General features: G+C 63.6%; 20 protein-coding genes. 12 read left to right on the top strand and 8 right to left on the bottom strand.

The features are described 5' to 3' along the window. Positions 1–24 precede the first annotated feature (24 nt). From tgt to fabV, 5 genes are all read left to right on the top strand, one after another. Positions 25–1,164 (top strand): tRNA guanosine(34) transglycosylase Tgt, encoded by a 1,140-nt coding sequence (tgt, locus tag ACVOMB_RS06030; RefSeq protein WP_481516207.1) that lies wholly within the window; start codon positions 25–27, stop codon positions 1,162–1,164. A gap of 126 nt (positions 1,165–1,290) precedes the next feature. Then, entirely contained in the window at positions 1,291–1,620 is a 330-nt protein-coding gene (yajC, locus tag ACVOMB_RS06025; protein WP_346498323.1) for a preprotein translocase subunit YajC, read from the top strand. 57 nt (positions 1,621–1,677) lie between these two features. Beyond that, positions 1,678–3,522: a protein translocase subunit SecD gene (gene secD / locus ACVOMB_RS06020; protein ID WP_481530351.1), complete on the top strand. Its 1,845-nt coding sequence runs from the start codon at positions 1,678–1,680 to the stop codon at positions 3,520–3,522. 61 nt (positions 3,523–3,583) lie between these two features. Continuing rightward, positions 3,584–4,552 (top strand): protein translocase subunit SecF, encoded by a 969-nt coding sequence (gene secF / locus ACVOMB_RS06015; RefSeq protein WP_481530350.1) that lies wholly within the window; start codon positions 3,584–3,586, stop codon positions 4,550–4,552. Positions 4,553–4,741: 189 nt separating this feature from the next. Then, positions 4,742–6,001, top strand: a complete 1,260-nt coding sequence (gene fabV, locus ACVOMB_RS06010) for an enoyl-ACP reductase FabV (protein WP_481530349.1) — start codon at positions 4,742–4,744, stop codon at positions 5,999–6,001. Positions 6,002–6,302: 301 nt separating this feature from the next. Here the strand turns inward: fabV and ACVOMB_RS06005 are convergent, their stop codons facing one another. From ACVOMB_RS06005 to ACVOMB_RS05995, 3 genes are all read right to left on the bottom strand, one after another. Continuing rightward, complete coding sequence (locus ACVOMB_RS06005) at positions 6,303–8,372, bottom strand: EAL domain-containing response regulator (RefSeq protein ID WP_481530348.1); 2,070 nt, start codon at positions 8,370–8,372, stop codon at positions 6,303–6,305. A 208-nt stretch (positions 8,373–8,580) separates the two neighbouring features. Beyond that, positions 8,581–9,771, bottom strand: a complete 1,191-nt coding sequence (locus ACVOMB_RS06000; RefSeq protein ID WP_481530347.1) for a BaiN/RdsA family NAD(P)/FAD-dependent oxidoreductase — start codon at positions 9,769–9,771, stop codon at positions 8,581–8,583. Positions 9,772–9,777: 6 nt separating this feature from the next. Continuing rightward, positions 9,778–10,326: a YaeQ family protein gene (locus tag ACVOMB_RS05995; RefSeq protein ID WP_481508481.1), complete on the bottom strand. Its 549-nt coding sequence runs from the start codon at positions 10,324–10,326 to the stop codon at positions 9,778–9,780. A gap of 63 nt (positions 10,327–10,389) precedes the next feature. Here ACVOMB_RS05995 and ACVOMB_RS05990 point away from each other — a divergent pair, with 63 nt between their 5' ends. Beyond that, entirely contained in the window at positions 10,390–11,259 is an 870-nt protein-coding gene (locus ACVOMB_RS05990) for a pseudouridine synthase (RefSeq protein WP_481530346.1), read from the top strand. A gap of 3 nt (positions 11,260–11,262) precedes the next feature. Here the strand turns inward: ACVOMB_RS05990 and ACVOMB_RS05985 are convergent, their stop codons facing one another. Next, positions 11,263–11,748: a YaiI/YqxD family protein gene (locus tag ACVOMB_RS05985; protein WP_481530345.1), complete on the bottom strand. Its 486-nt coding sequence runs from the start codon at positions 11,746–11,748 to the stop codon at positions 11,263–11,265. 309 nt (positions 11,749–12,057) lie between these two features. Between ACVOMB_RS05985 and ACVOMB_RS05980 the strand changes: the two genes are divergently transcribed. The 6 genes from ACVOMB_RS05980 to ACVOMB_RS05955 all read left to right on the top strand — a co-directional run bounded on the left by ACVOMB_RS05980 (position 12,058) and on the right by ACVOMB_RS05955 (position 16,441). Then, entirely contained in the window at positions 12,058–12,267 is a 210-nt protein-coding gene (locus ACVOMB_RS05980) for a cold-shock protein (protein ID WP_054659637.1), read from the top strand. A gap of 160 nt (positions 12,268–12,427) precedes the next feature. Continuing rightward, positions 12,428–13,120 (top strand): glutathione S-transferase family protein, encoded by a 693-nt coding sequence (locus ACVOMB_RS05975; protein WP_481530344.1) that lies wholly within the window; start codon positions 12,428–12,430, stop codon positions 13,118–13,120. A gap of 51 nt (positions 13,121–13,171) precedes the next feature. After that, entirely contained in the window at positions 13,172–14,734 is a 1,563-nt protein-coding gene (locus ACVOMB_RS05970; protein WP_481530343.1) for a protein adenylyltransferase SelO, read from the top strand. Positions 14,735–14,749: 15 nt separating this feature from the next. Next, complete coding sequence (locus tag ACVOMB_RS05965; RefSeq protein ID WP_481516195.1) at positions 14,750–15,292, top strand: adenine phosphoribosyltransferase; 543 nt, start codon at positions 14,750–14,752, stop codon at positions 15,290–15,292. 34 nt (positions 15,293–15,326) lie between these two features. Continuing rightward, complete coding sequence (locus tag ACVOMB_RS05960; RefSeq protein WP_481530342.1) at positions 15,327–16,109, top strand: thioesterase family protein; 783 nt, start codon at positions 15,327–15,329, stop codon at positions 16,107–16,109. Then, complete coding sequence (locus ACVOMB_RS05955; RefSeq protein ID WP_481530341.1) at positions 16,109–16,441, top strand: hypothetical protein; 333 nt, start codon at positions 16,109–16,111, stop codon at positions 16,439–16,441. The genes ACVOMB_RS05960 and ACVOMB_RS05955 overlap by 1 nt, the downstream gene beginning before the upstream one ends. Positions 16,442–16,448: 7 nt before the next feature. On the opposite strand, the gene ACVOMB_RS05950 is transcribed toward ACVOMB_RS05955, so the two are convergent. The 4 genes from ACVOMB_RS05950 to dbpA all read right to left on the bottom strand — a co-directional run bounded on the left by ACVOMB_RS05950 (position 16,449) and on the right by dbpA (position 21,110). Further along, complete coding sequence (locus ACVOMB_RS05950; protein WP_481530340.1) at positions 16,449–17,786, bottom strand: acyl-CoA thioesterase/bile acid-CoA:amino acid N-acyltransferase family protein; 1,338 nt, start codon at positions 17,784–17,786, stop codon at positions 16,449–16,451. A 115-nt stretch (positions 17,787–17,901) separates the two neighbouring features. Continuing rightward, on the bottom strand, positions 17,902–18,609 hold the full coding sequence (locus ACVOMB_RS05945; protein ID WP_481530339.1) for a LytR/AlgR family response regulator transcription factor: 708 nt from the start codon (positions 18,607–18,609) through the stop codon (positions 17,902–17,904). Continuing rightward, positions 18,606–19,697, bottom strand: a complete 1,092-nt coding sequence (locus tag ACVOMB_RS05940; RefSeq protein ID WP_481530338.1) for a sensor histidine kinase — start codon at positions 19,695–19,697, stop codon at positions 18,606–18,608. Before ACVOMB_RS05940 ends, ACVOMB_RS05945 begins: the two co-directional genes overlap by 4 nt. 36 nt (positions 19,698–19,733) lie before the next feature. Continuing rightward, a complete protein-coding gene (gene dbpA, locus ACVOMB_RS05935) occupies positions 19,734–21,110 on the bottom strand; it encodes an ATP-dependent RNA helicase DbpA (protein ID WP_481513569.1) in 1,377 nt (458 codons plus the stop codon). Between the last annotated feature and the right edge of the window lie 35 nt (positions 21,111–21,145).

The following is a 21,145-nucleotide window of genomic DNA, read 5'->3' as shown; positions in this document are numbered from 1 at the left end:
CGCAACTGACGCCTCAATGCTTCCATGTCCAGATTGCAGTTCAAGCTCCAGAACACCGATGGTCGCGCCCGCCGCGGCCAGCTGTCCTTCCCGCGCGGTACCGTGCAGACCCCAGCCTTCATGCCGGTCGGCACCTACGGTACGGTCAAGGGCGTGCTGCCTGAGCAGGTGCGCGCGCTCGGTGCCGAGATCATCCTCGGCAATACCTTCCATCTGTACCTGCGCCCGGGCCTGGATGTGATCGCCGACCACGGCGGCCTGCATGGCTTCTGCCAGTGGAATGGCCCGATCCTGACCGATTCCGGTGGTTTTCAGGTGTTTTCGCTGGCGCATCGCCGCAAAATCACCGAAGAAGGCGTCACCTTCGCCTCGCCGACCGACGGTGCCCGGGTCTTTTTGGGACCGGAAGAGAGCATGAAGATCCAGAAGGTGCTGGATTCGGACATCGTCATGATCTTCGACGAATGCACCCCGTACCCGGCCACCGAGCCGGTGGCACGCAAGTCGATGGAGCTCAGCCTGCGCTGGGCCCAGCGCAGCCGCAACGCACATGACGCCATGGGCAACGATGCGGCACTGTTCGGCATCGTCCAGGGCGGGGTGCATACCGACTTGCGCAGCCGCTCGGCCGAAGGCCTGCAGCAGATCGGCTTTGATGGCTATGCGATCGGCGGTCTGGCGGTGGGCGAGCCCGAGCACGAGCGCAACGCCATGCTCGATCACATGCATCCGATCCTGCCAGCCGACCGCCCGCGCTACCTGATGGGTGTAGGTCGTCCTGAGGACCTGGTCGAAGGCGTGGCCCGCGGCGTGGACATGTTCGACTGTGTCATGCCGACCCGTAATGCCCGTAACGGCCACTTCTTCACCTCGTTCGGCACGGTCCGTATCCGTAACGCCCGCTACGAGCGCGATATGGATGTGATCGAGCCGGGTTGCGGCTGCCACGCCTGCACCGGTGGCTATACGCGTTCCTACCTGCGTCACCTGGACCGCTGCAACGAGATGCTGGCGCCGATGCTGGGCACCCTGCATAACCTGTTCTATTACGAAAAGCTGATGGCCGACATGCGTGCGGCCATCGAGGCGGGAACCTTCCTGGCCTTCCGCGAGTCCTTCTATGCAGCCCGGGGCCTGAACGTTCCGGCGTTGTCGGGGGAGTAGCGGTCTTCACACGGTCCGGGACGTGCTCCCGGACGCGTGGCATACTTCACGGCTGACCCCGTTTCGCGGTAACTGCTGCAGGCCATCCGGCCGGCATGGGTGCCGCCCAACATCAAGGATTACAAAATGACTCTCATGGCTATCCTGCTCCCCGTCGCCCAGGCCGCTCCGGCCGCACCGGGCATGGGCACCTTCCTGCTGCCCATCGCGCTGATCGCAGTGATGTACTTCCTGATGATCCGCCCGCAGATGAAGCGTCAGAAAGAACACAAGGCAATGCTGGAGAAGATCTCCAAGGGCGACGAAGTGCTGACCTCCGGCGGCATCGCTGGCGTGGTCACCGACATCGGCGACAACTTCATCACCGTGGAAATTGCGGACAACGTCCGCATCCGCGTACAGAAGGGCTCGGTCGGCAACGTCCTGCCCAAGGGCACGCTGAAGTCCGCTGCCTGAGACTGATCCCTTTCCGTCACGTCGTGACGCCGCACCGGCGTCACGCAGGATCCTGCAATGCTTGAATTTCCGCGCTGGAAGTACTTCCTGATTCTGATCGTTCTGGCGGTCAGCGCGCTGTACGCGCTGCCCAACATCTACCAGAAGGATCCGTCCGTTCAGATCACCGCCAATCGTGGTGGGCAAATTGATGATGCGCTGCAAGAGCGTGTCAGCAAGGCGCTGAGCGAGGCCGGTGTTACCGCCAAGTCGGTGGAGAAGGAGGGCGAGAACAATTTGATCGTCCGCCTGACTTCGCTGGATGCCCAGTCACGCGCCAATGAGGTGTTGCGTGATACGGCCGGCGAGAACTACACCGTCGCCCTGAACCTGGCCTCTACCGTTCCGGATTGGCTCGCCAATCTCGGCGGTAAACCAATGGTGCTGGGTCTGGATCTGGTCGGCGGCGTGCACTTCGCATTGCAGGTAGACCAGAAGGCCGCGGTGGACAAGCGCTTCGAAGCCTTCACCGAAGACGTGCGTACCACCTTGCGTGACAACCGCGTCTCCTACCGTTCGGTCGAGCGTCGTGGCGAAAGCGATATCGCCATCGCCCTGACCAACGCGGCCGATGCCGACAAGGCACGTGCGGCACTGGCCAAGGCGCAGCCGACTTTCAGCTACTCGGTAAGTGGTGATCGCATCACCGCAACCGTGCCGCAGGCGGAAATGCTGCAGATCGCCTCCGGCGCCATCGAGCAGAACCTGACCACCCTGCGTAACCGCGTCAACGAACTGGGCGTGGCCGAGCCGATCATCCAGCGTCAGGGTGAAGACCGCATTGTGGTTGAGCTGCCGGGCGTGCAGGACACGGCCGAAGCCAAGCGCATGATCGGCGCGACCGCGACGCTGGAATACCGCGCTGTGGTGGATGGCAATGCGCAGGATGCCGTGGACACTGGTCGTATCCCGCCGGAAGCCAAGTTGTACCGCGACCGTCGTGGCATGCCGGTGCTGCTGAACAAGCGCACCATCGTCACCGGTGACCAGATGGTCAAGGCGGCAACCTCCACTGACCAGAACGGCCTGCCGTCGGTCAGCGTGACGCTGAACAGCGTCGGCGGCCAGCGCATGTTCGACTTCACCAGTGCCAATGTCGGCAAGCCGATGGCCGTGGTCTACACCGAGCGGATTCCGCAGGTGACCATGGTCAACGGTGTGGAGCAGCGCAGCTTCCGGGTCAAGGAAGAAGTGATCTCAATCGCCAACATCAATGGTGTGTTCGGCAAGGAATTCCAGACTACCGGTCTGGAGAAGACCGAAGCCGACGGCCTGGCCAAGCTGCTGCGTGCCGGCTCGCTGGCTGCGCCGATGGACTTCGTCGAGGAATACGTGATCGGCCCGAGCCTGGGTAAAGAGAACGTGGATCGCGGCGTCAAGGCTGTGGTGTTCTCGTTCATCTTCACCCTGGTGTTCTTCGCCATCTACTACCGCATGTTCGGCGTGATCACCTCGGTGGCGCTGCTGTTCAACCTGCTGATCGTGGTGGCGGTGATGTCGATGTTCGGCGCGACCATGACCTTGCCGGGCTTTGCCGGTCTGGCCTTGTCGGTCGGCTTGTCGGTCGACGCCAACGTGCTGATCAACGAACGTATCCGTGAAGAGTTGCGACTGGGCATGCCCGCCAAGAAGGCGATCGCGGAGGGTTACGAGCGCGCCTCGGGCACCATCCTCGACGCCAACCTGACGGGCCTGATCGTCGGTGTGGCGCTGTACGCGTTCGGTACCGGCCCGCTGAAGGGTTTCGCGCTGACCATGATCATCGGTATTTTCGCCTCCATGTTCACTGCGATCACCGTATCGCGTGCGCTGGCGACGCTGATCTACGCCAAGCGCAAGAAGCTGACCTCCGTGGCCATCTGACGCGAATCTCTTCGCAGAAGCCCGCACCTGACCGGTGCGGGTTTTCCAAGGAACTCCTTGCATGAAACTGTTTCCACTTCACATCGTTCCGAACGACACCAACATCGACTTCATGAGTCACCGCAAGCCGGTGCTCGCGATCATGGTGGTGTTGTTGCTGGTCTCGTTCGCCATCATCGGCTTCAAGGGCTTCAACTACGCCCTGGAGTTCACCGGTGGTACGGTGGTGCGTACCCACTTTGAAAAGAGCATCAACGCCGACACGGTGCGTGAGCGTCTGGAAAAGGCTGGCTTCGACAATGCCCAGGTGCAGAGCGTCGGCGGCGGCAATGACTTGATGATCCGCCTGCCGCCCGATGGCGAGCACAACAATGCTGCCGATGCCGCGCAGAAGGTTGCCGAGAATGTCCGCGTTGCAGTGACCGCGCCGGATAACGTCGCCACCGTGCAGCCCGGCGAGTTCGTTGGCCCGCAGGTCGGCAAGGACCTGGCAATGAACGGCATCTACGCCACATTGTTCATGGTCATCGGCTTCCTGATCTACATCGCCGCGCGCTTCGAGTGGAAGTTCGCCATCGTCGCCAGCGTCACCGCGTTCTTCGACTTGATCCTGACCATCGCCTACATGTCGCTGGTCGGCCGCGAGTTCGACCTGACCGTGTTGGCCGGTATGTTGTCGGTGATGGGTTTTGCCATCAACGACATCATCGTGGTGTTCGACCGTGTGCGCGAAAACTTCCGCAGCCTGCGCGTGGAGCCGCTGGAAGTGCTGAACCGCTCGATCAACCAGACGCTGTCGCGTACGGTGATCACCGCGGTGCTGTTCTTCCTGTCCGCACTCGCCCTGTACATGTTCGGCGGCGAATCGATGGAAGGCCTGGCCGAAACCCATATGGTCGGCGCCGTGATCGTGGTCATCTCCTCGATCATCGTCGCCGTGCCGCTGCTGAGCATCGGCCCGTTCAAGGTCACCAAGCAGGATCTGCTGCCCAAGGCCCGCGACGAGGAAGAGCTGGCCCGTCGTCCCTGACGGATCCGCACTGCGTTGCTGAAAAGCCGCGCCCTGCGCGGCTTTTCTTTTGCCCGTGATTCGAACGGGGGCAGGGTGGTCCATGCGGTGGCGTTGGTTGTTTTCGATGCGGCAGCGCACTACGATCCTCCCGGTTCAGCGCGCAAACTGCTTGTGCTGCTGTCTTCTGTTTAGCCAACCGAGGTTTTCATGGTCATCAAACCGCGTGTGCGCGGCTTCATCTGCGTCACTACCCATCCGACTGGTTGCGATGCGTCGGTCAAGGAACAGATCGACTACATCAAGGCCCAGCCCAAGCTGGCCAATGGCCCTAAGAAGGTGCTGGTGCTCGGTGCTTCCACCGGTTATGGCCTGGCCGCACGCATCAAGGCTGCGTTTGGCAGCGATGCAGCCACCCTGGGCGTGTTCTTTGAGCGTCCGGGTACGGAGACCAAGCCGGCTACGGCGGGCTGGTACAACACCGCTGCGTTTGAAAAGTACGCACACCAGGCCGGCTTGTATGCGCGCAGCGTCAATGGCGATGCGTTCTCCGACGAGGTGAAGCAGAAGGTCATCGAGATCATCAAGGCCGATCTGGGCCAGGTCGATCAGGTGGTCTACAGCCTCGCCGCGCCGCGTCGCAAGCACCCCAAGACCGGCGAGATCATCAGCTCCACGCTGAAGCCGATCGGCGCGCCGATTACTTTGCGTGGTCTGGATACCGACAAGGAAGTGCTGACCGAAACCACGCTGCAGCCGGCGACGGCTGAGGAAATCGCCGGCACCGTGCAGGTCATGGGTGGCGAAGACTGGCAGATGTGGATCGACGCCCTGCTTGAAGCTGGCGTGCTGGCACCGGGCGCGACGACGACTGCGTTCACCTATGTGGGCGAAGAGATCACCCAGGCCATTTATTGGAACGGTTCGATCGGCGCCGCCAAGAAGGATCTGGACAACAAGGTGCTGGCCATCCGCGACAAACTGCAGAACCTTGGTGGTGATGCACGCGTGTCGGTACTGAAGGCGGTTGTAACCCAGGCCAGCTCGGCGATTCCGACCATGCCGCTGTATCTGTCGCTGTTGTTCAAAGTGATGAAAGAGCAGGGCACGCACGAAGGCTGCATCGAGCAGCTCGATACTCTGTACGACATTCTGTACAACGGCCCGAAGGGCGGTGCCAACGCGGCCGAGCATATCCGCCAGCAACTGCAGGATGCGCAGGGCCGCAAGATCGCGCTGGTGGACGGCGAAGGCCGTCTGCGTGCCGATTACAAGGAAATGGCGCCGGAAGTGCAGAGCAAGGTGCTGGAGCTGTGGCCGCAGGTGACCAATGAGAACCTGTACGAGATCAGCGACCTGGCCGGTTACAAGGCCGACTTCCTGCGTCTGTTCGGGTTTGGCATCGACGGCGTGGATTACGAAGCCGATGTGAATCCGGATGTGGCGATTCCGGGAATTGTCGAGGTCTGAGTTTTTGGGCTTTTAGTTGTGAGAAGGCCGCGCTTTGCGCGGCCTTTTTTTTGCATTTCCAGCCAGGAGCTTCCCCTCACCCCAGCCCCCGCTCCGCCCCCCGGCCCTTGCGCTGGCGCAAGGTCGTTCAAGGAACAGCGAACCGTTGGTTCGCAAGCTGCTCCTTTCACCCCGCAAGCGGGAGAGGGGCTCGGATCTAGTGCACTGCGAGCGCACGCATTACTAGCCCCTCTCCCGCGCGCGGGAGAGGGGTTGGGGTGAGGGCAGCTCCTGGCGCAAACAAGCAGCCCACAGCAACCCATCAACCAAACTCAAAATCCATCTCAACCGTCGGCGGCCCGACAAAATCGCCTTCCACGTAATCCACGCCGGCACTGAACAACAAGCTCATCGTCGACGCATCCGCCACAAACTCGGCGATGGTCAAAATGCCAGCAGACTGCGCCTTGTTGGTAATCTCCTGGGTCTTCTCCAGCTGCTCCTTGGCCAGTGTCGGGTCGGCAGTGAAGGCACTGTCCAGCTTGAGGAAGCCGGGCTGGAAATGCGCCAGCAGCTGGAACGAATCCAGCCCCGAACCAAACTGCTCCAGGCCGACCTTGCAGCCCAGTGTGGTGACATCAGCCAGGAACTGCTGCGCATTGCGCAGATGGGTGAAGACCTTTGCTTCCGGAATCTGCAGCCACAGCTGCGCGCCTTCCACGCCTTCGGCCAGCAGGCCAGTGCGGATCACCGACAGCAGCTCGGGGTCGGAGAACGACTCAGGGGTGATGCGGACCATCAGGTGCGTGCGATGGCCGGCACGGCGGCGCTCGCCCAGCGCGCGGATGGCGTTGGCTACCACCCAGCGGTTGATCGGTGCCAGCAGCTCGTGTTCCTGCGCGATCGGCAGGAAGGTGGCCGGGCCAATCATTTCGCCGTTGTTTTCCATCTGCAGCGAGGTGTCATACAGCTGGATCGGTTCGCCCATCAGGTTCAACACGGGGCGGAAACGCAGATGGAAGCCATCCCCGGCCACCGCCTCGCGGATGCGCTGCACCCAGCTCTGGATACGTTCTTCCTCGACGCGGTCAGCTGCCCCCGGGTCGAATACCTTGAAGGTATTGCCGCCGAGTTCGATGGCGGCGCGTGCGCAGTCATTGGCGCGGTTCAATACCTGGCCGACGCTGGCAATCTTCTCACCGACCTGCACGCCGCCAATGCTTACGGTGACGGTCGCCGAGCGTTCGCCGATGCTGAATACCGAGGAGGCAAAGGCGCTGCGCACCCGTTCGGCCATCTGCGACGTGTGTGCGTAGTCGCCGTCGGTGAGCAGGGCGAAGTTGTGTTCGCCAAAACGTGCCAGCTGCGCGTCTTCGCCAATGGCCTGGGCCAGCTTCTGGCCGAGTGCGGCAATAAGCGCATCGGCCGAATCCAGGCCGATATCGGGTAGCAGGCGCGCGTAATGATCCGGCTCGACCAGCAGGAAGCCGTACTGGCCATCGCTGCGGCCGACCTGGGCTACGGCTTTCTCCAGCTGCACCATGAAGGTCGGGCGGTTGAGCAGGCCGGTGACCTGGTCGCGCTGACGCAGGGCCTCCACTTCGCGTGCCAGCTCAGGGTCGAACTCTTCGCGGCGGCGGAACACGATCTGGAAGCAGCTCTCGTCCTCGTAGGTGGCGGCGGTGAACTCCATCGTCGCCGGGAACGTGTCGCCGTCCTGGTTGCGTGCGTGCACTTCGTACTGCGGTGGCGGCGCTTCGCCCTTGCTCAGGGACTTGAGCAGCTGCTTGAAGTTCTCCACATGCTGCGGCGCCACCATGTCCAGCAGCGAGATGCCCTCCACATCCTCGAACGACTCGAATCCGAACATGTCCAGATAGGCTTCGTTGGCGCGGATGTGCATGCCTTCGTGGATGTAGGCGATGGGATCGCGCGAGGACGAGATCAATGCATCGCAGCGGCGCTCGGTCTCGCGCATCTGCGCTTCGATCCGGCGCAGGCCGCGACGTGCCTGCAGGTCGGTCCATTCGGTCTGCACCACCGACAACAGGTGGTCCGGCTGATGGCGCAGCGCGATGGCGCGGATGCCATTGGCGGCCGAGTCCAGCAGCATCTGCGCGTCGATGCTGTCACTCAGCAGGATCATCGGGATGTCCTTGCCGCTGGCCGCGACCTGCTGGGTCAGCAGCAACTGCGGGATGACGTAAGAGTTGGCTGCCAGCACAAGGTCGATGGGTTGGCTCAGTGCCTGGCTCAGCTCGTCAGGGCTTTGCGGCCGTGACGGGCGCACCGCGATGCCGCTGTTGCGCAAGGTGCTGACGATGGCCTCGGCGTTCTCGGCACTGTCGTCAACGATCAACAAGCGCAAGGTGATGTCTTTGGCGTTCTGCATTCAGGACTCCCGGGGGACGGGGTTTAATACACGATGCACGGCGCTGGCGTCTATGCGCAGATCGCTTGCCTGTGACGTACACACGTGAGTGTAGTCTCAAGGCCGGCTTCAAGACGTTGTCGCCACCGGCCGCAGTGCATATCGGCCGGTGCGTCACCCGATTGTGGGACGGTCTCAATGATTCGATGGATCCGTTTGATGAATCCGCTTAGACGGCCATGCCGGCGGCGCGGCCAGAGGCCCAGGCCCATTGGAAGTTGTAGCCGCCCAGCCAGCCGGTCACGTCCAGTACTTCGCCGACAAAGTGCAGGCCGGGCACCAGCTGCGACTCCATCGTCGATGAGGACACCTTGCGCGTATCCACGCCGCCCAGGGTGACCTCGGCGGTGCGGTAGCCCTCGGTGCCGCTGGCCACCAGCGGGAAGTCGGACAACAGGCTGGCGGCGGCTTTGAGTTCGGGCTCGTCCATCTGCCGCATTGGCTTGTCCTTCAGCCATTGCTCGCACAGGCGCAGGGCCAGCCGCCGCGGCATGACGTCGGACAGCACGGTGCGCAGCTCGGAGGCGCCGCGCTCGCGCTTCATCTGCCGCAGCCATTCAGCTGCATCGTGATCGGGCAGCAGGTCCAGCCTCAGGTCATTGCCGGGCTGCCAATACGAGGAAATCTGCAGGATCGCCGGGCCACTGACGCCGCGGTGAGTGATCAGCATGAAGTTGCGGAAGCTCTGGCCGTTGCAACGTGCCTCCACCGGCAGGGCGACGCCGCTGAGCTCGGCAAAGCGCTGCTGGTGGGTGCCGCTCAGGGTCAGCGGAACCAGGCCGGCGCGGGTCGGCAGCAGCTCATGGCCGAAGTTGCGCGCCACCTCGTAACCGAAGCCGCTGGCGCCCATGCTGGGGATCGACAGGCCGCCGGTTGCGATCACCACCGAGGCGCTGTGGAATTGCCCCTGCGCGGTGCGTACGTGGAAGCCATCGGCGCCACGCTCGATCTGCTGCACGCCGCAATCGGTGCGGATCTGCACGCCAGCGTCGGAACATTCGTCCAGCAGCATCTTTACGATCTGCTTGGACGAGATATCGCAGAACAGCTGGCCCAGTTCCTTCTCGTGATAGGCGATGCCGTGGCGTTCGACCATCTCGATGAAATCGGCCGGCGTGTAACGCGCCAGTGCCGATTTGCAGAAATGCGGGTTGTTTGAAATGAAGTTTGCTGCGGTGGTGCCGGTATTGGTGAAGTTGCAGCGGCCACCGCCGGACATCAGGATCTTCTTGCCAACCTTGTTGGCATGATCGATCACCTGCACGATACGGCCGCGCTGGCCGGCGGTGAGCGCACACATCAGCCCGGCCGCGCCTGCGCCGATCACCAGTACGTCGCAGCGGATTAGCTTGTCTGCCACTACTGCTTACTCCGCCGGACGCTTGCGCCAGACCGGGATCACATCCAGCTGGATCTGATCATTGAGGATCTGCACCTCGCCATCCTGGATCAGCACGCTGAAGCGCATTGCCCGTTGCACCAGTTCACCCCAGCGTTCGACGAACGCAGACGGCAGATCGACCACCGACAGGTTGTTGAAGCGGGTCAGGTGCTTGCTCTGCTTCTGCCACCAGATGTCGGAGGCATTGCCGCCGTAGTTGACGATCTGCACGCGGCGGCTGCGGTTGCAGGCCTTGCGCACGCGCGATTCGTCCGGGTGGCCCAGATCGATCCACTGCTCGATATCGCCGGTGTAGTCCAGCTGCCACAGGTCCGGTTCGTCTTCGCTGCTCAGGCCCTTGCCGAATTCCAGCCGGTCCTCGGCATTGAGGGCGAAGGCGAGCAGGCGCACCATCAGGCGCTCGTCGGTTTCGGAGGGATGCTGGGCCAGGGTCAGGTTATGGGTCGCGTAGTAGCCGCGGTCCATGTCGCTGATCTGCAGCTCGGCCTTGCGGATGGTGGCGGTGAGGGCCATTGGAATACCGGGTACAAAGACCGCCCATCATAATGCCTGGCCCCGCACCGGACCCGTCTCAACGTGCCTGATCATGATCTGCCCAGCCGTCTGCAACTCGCGCCAGGCCCATGGGCCAGCCTGTTGGAGGGTTTGTGCGCGCGGTTCCCGGCGATAAGCCAGGCGCAATGGCTGGACCGGTTTGCGCGCGGGCGGGTGCTGGGCAGCGATGGCCAGCCGCTGTTGCCGGCGCAGCCGTGGCGGGCAGGGCAGGAGATCCAGTACTTCCGCGAGGTCGCCGACGAGCCGGAAGTGCCCTTTGCCGAACAGATACTGCATCAGGACGAGCACCTGCTGGTGGCCGACAAGCCGCATTTCCTGCCGGTCACCCCGGCCGGACGCTTCGTGCGCCAGACCCTGCTCGCGCGGCTGATCGCCAGCACTGGCAATCGCGAGCTGGTGCCGTTGCACCGGATTGATCGCGGCACCGCAGGGCTGGTGTTGTTCTCCTGCAACCCGGAGACGCGTGCCTCGTATCAACGGCTGTTTGCCGAGCGCCGCATCGACAAGGGCTACGAGGCCTTGGCCCCGGCCTTGCCAACGCTGGAGTTCCCGCTGCAGCGCAGTAGCCGCATTGGCCGTGGCGAGCCGTTTTTCCGCATGGCTGAGCTGGCGGGCGAGGCCAATGCGCTGAGCCGGGTGGATGTCATCGAGCGGCGTGGTGATGTCTGGCGCTATGCGCTGGAGCCGGTGAGTGGGCGCAAGCACCAGCTGCGCGTGCATATGGCGGCGTTGGGCGCGCCGATCATCGGCGACGATTTCTACCCGCAGGTGCTTGAACGCGCGCCGGATGACTATCGGCAGCCGCTGCAGTTGTTGGCACGGCGTTTGGCGTTCGTAGACCCGCTCAATGGCGAAAAGCGGGAGTTCCGCAGTGCACGTGAGCTGCTCTGAGTTTCAGCGCCGCTGTGCCAGCCAGCGGTCCAGTTGTGCCGCAAAGGCCTGGCGGTCACGTGCATGCAAGGTGGCCGGGCCGCCGGTCTGAACGCCGGCACCGCGCAGTTCTTCCATGAAATTACGCACCGACAGCCGCTCGGCAATGGTATTGGCGGTATAGAGCTCGCCGCGCGGGTTCAGTGCGACGGCCTTTTTCTCCAGCACGCGTGCTGCCAGTGGAATGTCCTCGGTGACGACCAGATCACCTGCGTTCACCCGCTCGGCGATGGCGTCGTCGGCAACATCCGGCCCGCCCGGCACCTGCATGGCACGGATGAAGCGCGAGGACGGGGTGCGCAGCCATTGGTTGGCGACCAGTACGGTTTCGACCTTGGCCCGTTCGGCGGCACGGAACAGGATTTCCTTGATCACCACCGGGCAGGCATCGGCATCGACCCAGATCCGGGTGGCAGAACGGGTGGCGGAAACGGTGTCTTCAGGGCTCATGCCGCGCAGTCTATTGGATTTGCCGACTTTGCTGTCATCGGGCTATCGCCGGAAAATTGACTGATTTCAGCAACTTAATGGCCGAACTGAACCATATTGAATTTCTGAATACGGTAAATATCGCTTTTTGGAACAAAGCGGCGTATCGTCCATCCCACTGTGCTTGCAAGGGTCACCGTGAATCGTGGCCTGATGCAGTTGATCTTCTTGATCGGCTCATCGATCCGCTTTACCAACGCCTGCAACTCAGTCTCGGCCCCGATACCCGGTGGCCGCGATTATTTCAACTTATGTTTCAGGAGTTAGTACATGTCTGATCGTCAGACCGGCACTGTCAAGTGGTTCAACGACGCTAAGGGCTTCGGCTTCATCACCCCGGAAAGCGGCCCGGACCTGTTCGTGCATTTCCGCGCCATCCAGGGCAACGGCTTCAAGTCGCTGCAGGAAGGCCAGAAGGTGACTTTCGTCGCCGTGCAGGGCCAGAAGGGTATGCAGGCTGACCAGGTGCAGGCGGTCTAATCGACCCCTTGCTACCGTAAGGTTGCTTGGAACGCCGGAAGCGAAAGCTTCCGGCGTTTTTGTTTGTGTTTTCTTCAACGCGACGTCGTGGCGGAGTGATGCTGGGTTCTGCTGGCCTTGGTTAGGATGCGCTTTCGATTTCGATTGCACGGAGCCGGTGATGATCACGGTGCACCACCTGGAACAATCGCGTTCGCAGCGCGTGCTGTGGATGCTGGAAGAGCTTGGCCTGGACTACGAGCTGGTCAGTTACAAGCGTGACCCCAAGACCTGGCTGGCGCCGCCGGAACTGCGCAAGGTGCATCCGCTGGGCAAGTCGCCGGTACTGCAGGATGGCACGCTGATCCTGGCCGAATCCGGGGCCATCCTCGAATACCTGGCCGACCGTTACGACCTGCAGCGCAGCCTGTCACCGCAGCCTCTGCCGGTGGAGGCGCCAGAGCGCCTGCAATATCACTATTGGATGCACTACGCCGAAGGCTCGGCGATGCCGCCGCTGGTGATGAGCCTGGTGTTCGCGAAAGTACGCAAGGCGCCATTGCCATTCTTCGCCAAGCCGATTGCCCGCAGCATCGTCGACAAGGTGATGAAGAGTTTCATCAGCCCGCAGCTGCGTCTGCACCTTAACTGGATGGAGCAGGCCCTGACCCAATCCACCTGGTTCGCCGGAGAGCATTTCAGCGCGGCCGATATCCAGATGAGTTTCCCGATCCAGGCGGCGGCAGTCCGCGCCGGTCCGATGATCGACTACCCGAAACTGCAGGCCTTCCTGGCACGTATCGTCGAGCGACCTGCCTATCAGCGGGCCGAGCAGCGTGGCGGTACCTTGGATCTTATCGGCGGCGCTCGCTGAGTACGGCGGGCCGAGCTTGCGGCAACGGCCGTCAGCCCCCACGTTGAGACGATGAACGACACGTCCCCGCATTTTGATAACCGCTTCCAGCGCGAGCTGCCCGGCGACCCCGAAACCGGCGCGCGCCGCCGCGAGGTGCTGGGCGCCGCATGGTCAGCAGTAATGCCGACGCCGGTTGCCGCGCCGCGCTTGTTGGCGCATTCGGCCGAGGTCGCGGACCTGCTTGGCTTTGACGCAGCAACCGTTGCCAGCCCGGAATTTGCCGAGGTATTCGGTGGCAACGCCTTGTTTGCGGGCATGCAGCCGTGGGCGGCCAACTACGGCGGCCATCAGTTTGGCAACTGGGCCGGGCAGCTCGGCGATGGCCGCGCCATCTCCTTGGGCGAGTTGCTGGCTGACGGCAAGCGCTGGGAGCTGCAGCTCAAAGGTGCTGGTCCGACCCCGTACTCGCGCGGAGCCGATGGCCGCGCGGTGCTGCGTTCTTCACTGCGTGAGTTCCTGTGCTCCGAAGCCATGCATCATCTTGGCGTGCCTACCACCCGTGCATTGAGCTTGGTCGGCACCGGTGACACGGTGATGCGCGACATGTTCTACGACGGCCATCCGCAGGCCGAGCCCGGCGCCGTGGTGTGCCGGGTCGCGCCTTCGTTCATCCGCTTCGGCACATTTGAGCTGCCGTCGGCGCGCGGCGATGTTGCGCTGCTGCGGCAACTGGTCGACTTCTGCATCGTGCGCGATTTCCCTGAACTGCAGGGCAGTGGCGAGGCGCTGTACGCCGACTGGTTCGCGCAGGTCTGCACCCGCACCGCGGTGATGGTGGCGCAGTGGATGCGGGTCGGCTTCGTGCACGGGGTAATGAATACCGACAACATGTCCATTCTTGGTTTGACCCTGGATTACGGCCCTTACGGCTGGGTCGAGGACTACGATCCGGACTGGACGCCGAACACTACCGACGCACAGGGCCGCCGCTACCGCTTTGGCACGCAGATGCAGGTGGCGTATTGGAATCTGGTGCGGCTGGCGCAGGCGCTGTCGCCGTTGTTTGCCGAGGTGGCGCCGCTGCAGGCTGGATTGGATGGCTTCCGTGAACGCTACGAAGCTGAAGCGCGCGCGCATCTGGTCGCCAAGCTCGGCCTGGGCGAATTCCGCGACGGCGACGCCGAGCTGATGGCGCAGTTCCAGCAACTGCTGCAGGAAGGCGAAATGGACATGACGCTGGCGTTCCGCGCCTTGGCGGCCATTGATGTCAACGCGCCGGAGATAGCCCCGCTGGAGCAGGCCTTCTACTCGCCGACAGCGCGCGAACAGGTGCTGCCGGCGTTGACCGAGTGGCTGCAGCGCTACGCGGCACGCGTGCGGGCCGCTGGGCAGCCGCCGCAACAGCGCCGTGATTCCATGCAGGCCGCCAACCCCAAGTACGTGTTACGCAACTGGCTGGCGCAGCAGGCCATCGACCGTGCCGAACAAGGCGATCTGGCTGGAATCACGGACTTGCTGGGCGTGATGCGGCATCCTTACGACGAACAGCCCGGGCGCGAGGCATTTGCCGGCAAGCGCCCAGAATGGGCGCGCGACCGCGCCGGCTGCTCGATGCTGTCGTGCAGCTCCTGAGCACTTTCTTCTTGAATGACTGATATGACCACCTCTGCCTACCCCGAATGGTCGCGCCCGATCCGCGACATCGCCGACTTCCCCAAGCCCGGCATCCTGTTCAAGGACATCATCCCGCTGCTGGGTGATGGCGCCTGCTTCCGTGCCGCCGTCCAGGCCATGGCCGAGCCCTGGCGCGATGCTGGCCTGCATGCGGTACTCGGTGTGGAGGCGCGCGGTTTCATTCTTGGCACCGCATTGGCCCTGGAGCTGGGCGTGGGCTTCGTACCTGTGCGCAAGCCGGGCAAGCTGCCGGGTGCGACCCTGAAACAGGAATACGCGCTGGAATACGGCACCGATCGTATCGAGGTCAGTGTCGGCGCAACGCCGCCGGGCGCGCGCGTGCTGCTGGTCGATGACGTGCTGGCTACTGGCGGCACCTTGCTTGCCGCCTTGCAGCTGGCTGCGCAGCTTGAGGCGCAGGTGGTCGGCGGGGCGGTGCTGGTCGAGCTGGATGGCCTGGGTGGCCGTGAGCGCTGGCCGGATGGTTTGCCGCTGACCGCTACACTGGTTTACTGAGCACCTGATCCATCCCTAATCCGCGGAGTTCCGAATGCCGACGTTGAGCGAGCTGCTGTCTTCCTTCGATGTTGAACAAGGGCTGCTGCTCCCTGACAGTTGGCGCCAGGGGCGTACCGCTTACGGCGGCGTGCTCAGTGCGCTGGGTGTGGCCGCGGCGATGCAGAGCCATGCAGAACAGCTGCCGCCGCTGCGCTCGATGCAGGTGACCTTCATCGGCCCTGCGGCGGGCCTGCTGCGCTTCGTGCCGGCGGTGCTGCGTGAGGGCAAGTCGGTGGTGAATGTCGGTGTTGACGTGTACTCCGACGATGCCTTGGCGGCACGCTTGTCGCTGGTGTTCGGCCGCGCCCGCGAAAGCGCGATTGCGCATGATTTCGCCGGCGAACTGCCGGCCAAGGGGCACGCCGCATACCGTGATTTCGATATGGCGGCGATGCCTTTCGCACCGGCCTTTACCCAGAACTTCCAGATGCGTCCTGCCGGTGGTGCGAAGCCGGTGTCCGCTGCGGAAGTGCCGGAGCTGCTGACCTGGATTCGCCATCGCGACGCTGGTCAGGTTGATCCGGCAGTAGCCTTGATCGCGATGGGCGATGCGATGCCGCCGGCAGCGTTCACCAGCTTCAGTGCGCCTGCGCCGATCAGCTCCATCACCTGGAACGTGGAGCTGCTTGAACCTGCACCGCAGGGCGAATGGTTCCTGCTGCGCTCTTTCAGCCAGCATGCGCGTGATGGCTATTCGTCGCAGGACATGCAGGTATGGGATGAGCAGGGCCGGGTGGTGATGCGCGGCCGCCAGAGCGTGGCGGTGTTTGCCTGATGCGCGCCGCGCGGTGGCTGGGTGGATTGGCGTTGCTGCTGGCGATGCTCGGCTGGAGCGCCTGGTTCGTCATCTGCAATGTGTATGAATTCTCGCCGGCCTTGGACCCGGTGGCGTTTGCCTGTGGCTGGCTGTTGAGTGTGGTGTTGCTCTGGCGCGTATTTCGACATGTTGCCTGGCCGTTGTTTGCTATGGCGACCTGCATTGGCGTGTACCTGCTGCTGATCCATCGCGGCATGGGTGAGGCCGCCGCGCTGGCGCTGTTTGTTGCGGCCAGCGTAGCGGTTGTTGCTGCGGCATTCCGGGTGACGCTGCGCGCTCGCGCTGCCTGAAGCAGACTCAGCGGGTCAGCCGGATTTCCCCTTCGCTCAGCGCCTGCCGCAGGAATGCCAGCACTGCGGGGCCGCTTTCCCGGTCGGCGCGTGCATAGCCTTCGGCGGTGCCGCCGACCGGGATGTAAGGGCCGGTGTCGCTTCGGAAGGTGGTGGGTTGCAGGAAGGGAGTGATCAGGTGGCCGGCGTCCGAGTAATAGAGCAGTACGTCGGGCTGCGGTTCGCTGCGCTTCTGCAGGCGCTGCATCGCCAGCGCCGCCATCTCGCCGGAGACGCCGAGTTGATCGTCGCCGCCAGCGACCAGCAGCAGTGGGCCGTTGATGCGTTCGATCGGCAGCATCGCCTGCTCCAATGCTGCAGCGTGTGGGCCGGGGTGATTCCAGTTCAGTTGTTCCACGTAAGGCAGGAAGGGCAGATCGCGGCCGCCAACACTCAAAGCGGGCTCATCCACGGCACGGAAATCCGCCGGCGGCACATCACGGCGGATGCCACGGAACGGCGCGGGACTGCCCACCCACGACACCGCCGCCTGCAGACGTGGATCATGTGCTGCTGTCGCCATCGCCACGATGCCGCCCCAGGAGCCGCCCATCACGCCGACCTTGCCAGCAAAGGATTGGGTACGCAGCCAGTCGACCGTGCTGCTGACCGGGTCGATCGGTACGCGGATCAGATCCTTGGGTAGCCCGGGCATCCGGTAATAGGCAACAGCCACGGCGACGAAACCGTTGGACGCCAACCAGGCGGCATACAGATTCGCGGTATCGATGCCGCCTTCGGCGCCGCCCAGGGTGATCACGACAGGATGTCGGCGGCCATCGTCCAGGGCTCCTGCAGGGTGATAGAGATTTCCCACCACGCCGTGCAGTTGCAATGGCGTGGCAATGACGTCGGCCGCGTTGATCCGCCGTAGTAATGTCTGATCACCGATCCGTTTGCCATCGACGAAAGCCTCCAATTGCATCGTTGCTGGCGCATGGCGCAGGCCGTCGGCTTCGTTGCGCATGGGCAGTGGCGTGGGTCGGCCCTTGCCCGATTCCGGCCGCATCGACCAGAACAATCCCATCGCATCGACACCCGCGTAGCTGCCGGCCTCGGCGCCAGCAGTGGCGGTATCGGCGATGCCGTTGTGATCGGCACGGTAGTTGGCGTGTGCAAGCCAGCGGTTGCCGCTGCTGTCCTGCATGGAAAGCTGCAGCTTCACGGCTTGGCTTGGCAGCAGCCCGGCAACGCTGATCTGTACCGGCTGATCGGCTGGACCGTCCACGGGATGTACGCGCAGTTCGGCGGCGAGGGCGAGGGAGCTGCAGCTGAGCAGCAGCGGAAGCACTAGATGCTTGAGCATGGGTGTTGTGAGCGATGAGCGGCCTGCGATGTTGCCGCTGCAGGAAATGCAATGGAACAGGTGGACGCCAGCAATGGTGCAGGTAGTGCCAGGCTTGGCGTGAGCCGTGCGCGTATCAGCCGGCTTTGCCCATCTTTGCTTCGAACGCTTCGCGATAAATCCGGCTCAATGGCAGCTGGGTGCCATCGAGTAGTTCCAGCGTCGCGTCGCCATTGCGTCGAGGCAGCAGGCTGCGCACCCGTGTGCAATTGACGATTACCGCGCGCTGCACCTGTACGAAGCCGGCTGGCGCCAGCTGCGCGGCGAGCCGGCCGATGCTCTCGCGCAACAGGTGCACCTGCTTGCCGACATGCAGGCAGGCATAGTGGCCAGCGCTGTCGATGTAGTCGATGTCGGTCGGTGACACGTAGTCACTGCGGCTGCCATTGCGGATGCAAAGTGGTGCCAGCGGATTGACGACTTCGCGTGATAGATGCCGACGTAGTCGGTCCAGCGCAATAGCGAGCCGACTCGCATCCAGTGGCTTGGGCAGATAGTCGATGGCGCCGAGCTCGTAGGAAGCCAGCGCGTGCTCGGCGTGGGCGGTGGTGAAGACGATGGCTGGTGCAGGCGCGGGCAGGCTGCGCGCGAGCTGCAGGCCATCTTCATCGGGAAGCTGGATATCCAATAACAACAGTTCGACCTGTGCTGCTGCGAGCAACGTGCGGGCCTGGGCGATGCTGGACGCCTCGCCGACTATCTGGATGTCTGGGTGCGCGCTCAATAGATGGCGCAGTTTGTCGCGGGCCAAGGCCACGTCGTCGATCAGAAGGGTGCGGATCATGCGGCCTGCTCGCTGCTGACCAGTGGCAGCTGGATGCTTATCTGGTAGTGCGCGCCGTCGCGCTGCGCTTGAAGCGTGGCGCGTTCGCCGTAGATCGCCTGCAGGCGTTCGCGGCTGGCTTGCAGGCCAATGCCCATGCCGGCTGCGGCGTCGCCAAGCGGGTTGCGGATCTGCAGGCAAAGCTGATCATCGCGCGACTCGAACTGCATGCTGATCGTGGCGTCGTCCATACCCGCGGCGCTGGCGAAGCGCACGGCGTTTTCCATCAATGGCTGCAACAGCAGGCTGGGTACGCGCGCATCCCATGCATCGGCGCTGGCCTGCAGCTGCACCTGTACGGGCTGTTGCTGCAGCAGTTGCTGCAGTTCGACGAAGGCCATGGCCTGCGCCACTTCCTCGCGCAGGGCGACGAAGGGCTCGCTCTGCAGCAGATTGCGTAACAACTCACCCAGCTGCGCCAACGCAGCGTCAGCGCGCTCGGCATCGCGGTAACCCAGTGCGCCAATCGCATTGAGTGCGTTGAACAGGAAATGGTGATTCAGCCGTGCCCGCAAGGCTTGTTCGCGCGCCTGTGCCAGCAGTTCGCCACGGCGGCGATAGCGGCGGATATAGGCCAGTGTCTGGCCGATGCTGATTACGCCGATATAGGTGGGCAGCGCAAACAAGCCTGTGGCGATAACCGCGTGCGGCCAGTTGTCCGGCAGCGCGCGGGGCGGCGCCAGTTGTGAGAGGTGGTAGCCGAACAGCCAGCCAACCAGCGACAGCGCCGGAATGATGCAGATCCCGGCGGCCAGCAGCTTGCTCGCCGCCTTGGTGTCGCCACCCATGCCCAGCGGCCAGCGTGCGCACAGCTGCCAAAGACCAGGTGTTGCCAGAAGCCAGGGGCTGTAAATACCGAGCAGGAACAGCAGCGAGCGAGCCAGTGAGGCCAGTGTCGTGCTGCCTGCCGCAGGCCCGGTCAGCTGCACCGCGGGCAAGGTGACCAGGCTCAGCAACAGCCAGCCGGCACCTACTGCACGCCACGGGAATGCCGTGGCATGCGTGTCTCCAGTAGAACTGGAAGTGCCGGAGTCGGGCCGGGTAGACATGTGTGCGTGCAAGCGCCGGGCTGGGCCGGCACCTGCTTACATCTTGCGTACGCGGAAACGCTTGCCCTTGATCTTGCCGGCTTCCAGCCGTGCCAAGGCCTTGCCAACCTGCTCACGGGCAATAGCCACATAGGAGCGGGTGGGGAAGATGTCGATCTTGCCGATCGCCTTGGCCGACAGCCCTGCATCACCGGTCAGTGCGCCGAGGATGTCGCCAGCGCGCAGCTTGTCGGTCTTGCCGCCATCGATGCGCAGGGTGGTCATTGCTGCCTGCGGCAGTTCTGCCGGACGCGCGGTTGCCAGCGGGGTCTTCTGCCAGTTCAGCGGCTTGCCCTGCTGCGCTTCCAGCGCATCGGCACGGCTGCGCTCGCGGCCTGCAACCAGGCTCAACGACAGACCATTGCGACCGGCACGGCCAGTACGGCCAACGCGGTGCTGGTAGGTGTCGATGTCGGTCGGCAGCTCGTAGTTGACCACCGCAGCCAGGTCTTCCACGTCCAGACCGCGTGCGGCCACGTCACTGGCGACCAGCACGTTGCAGCTGCGGTTGGAGAACTGCATCAGCACTTCGTCGCGGTCGCGCTGTTCCATGTCACCGTGCAGGGCCAGCGCGGAGAAGCCGAACTGGCGCAGCGAGTTGGCCACTTCGTCCACGTCCTTGCGGGTATTGCAGAACACCACGGCCGATTCCGGCGTGTACTTCAGCAACAGACCACCGAGTGCCTTCTGGCGGTTGGCCGGCTCAGTTTCGAAGAACAGCTGCTGGATAGCCGGTGCTTCGGCCTGGCCATCGATGGTCACTTCCACCGGCTCGTTGAGCAGGGCGCGCGCCAGTTCGCGGATCGCTTCCGGGAAGGTGGCCGAGAACAGCAGGCTCTGGCGCTCCTTGTGGGTACGGCCGGCGATTTCGCGGATGGGTTCTTCAAAACCCATGTCGAGCATGCGGTCGGCTTCGTCCAGCACGAAGGTGCGGACCTGACCCAGGTTTAGTGCGCGCTTGCGCGCCAGTTCCTGTACGCGGCCGGGGGTGCCGACCACGACCTGCGGGTCATGTGCTTCCAGCGAGGCCAACTGCGGGCCCAGCGGCATGCCGCCGGTGAGGATCAGCAGCTTCAGGTTTGGGATGCCGGTGGCCAGCTTGCGCAGCTGCTTGCCGACCTGGTCGGCCAGTTCGCGGGTAGGGCACAGTACCAGCGCCTGGGTGCGGCTGATCGACAGGTCGAGCCGGTTGAGCAGGCCCAGGCCGAAGGCGGCAGTCTTGCCGCTGCCGGTCGGGGCCTGCGCGATTACGTCGCGGCCCTCCAGGATCGGCGGCAGGGCCAGCGCCTGTACAGGGGTCATCGAGGTATAGCCCAGCGCGTCGATGCCAGGAGCGAGTGCCGGCGACAGCGGCAGGGAAGAGAAGTCAGTCATGACATATTTTCGCAGAAGCCGGGCGGCGGCGCTCG

It is taken from the genome of Stenotrophomonas sp. STEN018 (genome assembly GCF_056760235.1).
The sequence above is the reverse complement of the archived record's forward strand: the minus strand, read 5'-3'. Positions and strand labels throughout refer to the sequence as shown.

What these genes read in the sequence shown, in the direction of transcription:
- tgt (WP_481516207.1), top strand. Translation starts at nt 25, where the DNA reads ATGTCCAGATTGCAGTTCAAGCTCCAGAACACCGATGGTCGCGCCCGC.
- yajC (WP_346498323.1), top strand. Translation starts at nt 1,291, where the DNA reads ATGACTCTCATGGCTATCCTGCTCCCCGTCGCCCAGGCCGCTCCGGCC.
- secD (WP_481530351.1), top strand. Translation starts at nt 1,678, where the DNA reads ATGCTTGAATTTCCGCGCTGGAAGTACTTCCTGATTCTGATCGTTCTG.
- secF (WP_481530350.1), top strand. Translation starts at nt 3,584, where the DNA reads ATGAAACTGTTTCCACTTCACATCGTTCCGAACGACACCAACATCGAC.
- fabV (WP_481530349.1), top strand. Translation starts at nt 4,742, where the DNA reads ATGGTCATCAAACCGCGTGTGCGCGGCTTCATCTGCGTCACTACCCAT.
- ACVOMB_RS06005 (WP_481530348.1), bottom strand. Translation starts at nt 8,372, where the DNA reads ATGCAGAACGCCAAAGACATCACCTTGCGCTTGTTGATCGTTGACGAC.
- ACVOMB_RS05995 (WP_481508481.1), bottom strand. Translation starts at nt 10,326, where the DNA reads ATGGCCCTCACCGCCACCATCCGCAAGGCCGAGCTGCAGATCAGCGAC.
- ACVOMB_RS05985 (WP_481530345.1), bottom strand. Translation starts at nt 11,748, where the DNA reads ATGAGCCCTGAAGACACCGTTTCCGCCACCCGTTCTGCCACCCGGATC.
- ACVOMB_RS05980 (WP_054659637.1), top strand. Translation starts at nt 12,058, where the DNA reads ATGTCTGATCGTCAGACCGGCACTGTCAAGTGGTTCAACGACGCTAAG.
- ACVOMB_RS05975 (WP_481530344.1), top strand. Translation starts at nt 12,428, where the DNA reads ATGATCACGGTGCACCACCTGGAACAATCGCGTTCGCAGCGCGTGCTG.
- ACVOMB_RS05970 (WP_481530343.1), top strand. Translation starts at nt 13,172, where the DNA reads ATGAACGACACGTCCCCGCATTTTGATAACCGCTTCCAGCGCGAGCTG.
- ACVOMB_RS05965 (WP_481516195.1), top strand. Translation starts at nt 14,750, where the DNA reads ATGACTGATATGACCACCTCTGCCTACCCCGAATGGTCGCGCCCGATC.
- ACVOMB_RS05960 (WP_481530342.1), top strand. Translation starts at nt 15,327, where the DNA reads ATGCCGACGTTGAGCGAGCTGCTGTCTTCCTTCGATGTTGAACAAGGG.
- ACVOMB_RS05955 (WP_481530341.1), top strand. Translation starts at nt 16,109, where the DNA reads ATGCGCGCCGCGCGGTGGCTGGGTGGATTGGCGTTGCTGCTGGCGATG.
- ACVOMB_RS05950 (WP_481530340.1), bottom strand. Translation starts at nt 17,786, where the DNA reads ATGCTCAAGCATCTAGTGCTTCCGCTGCTGCTCAGCTGCAGCTCCCTC.
- ACVOMB_RS05945 (WP_481530339.1), bottom strand. Translation starts at nt 18,609, where the DNA reads ATGATCCGCACCCTTCTGATCGACGACGTGGCCTTGGCCCGCGACAAA.
- ACVOMB_RS05940 (WP_481530338.1), bottom strand. Translation starts at nt 19,697, where the DNA reads ATGTCTACCCGGCCCGACTCCGGCACTTCCAGTTCTACTGGAGACACG.
- dbpA (WP_481513569.1), bottom strand. Translation starts at nt 21,110, where the DNA reads ATGACTGACTTCTCTTCCCTGCCGCTGTCGCCGGCACTCGCTCCTGGC.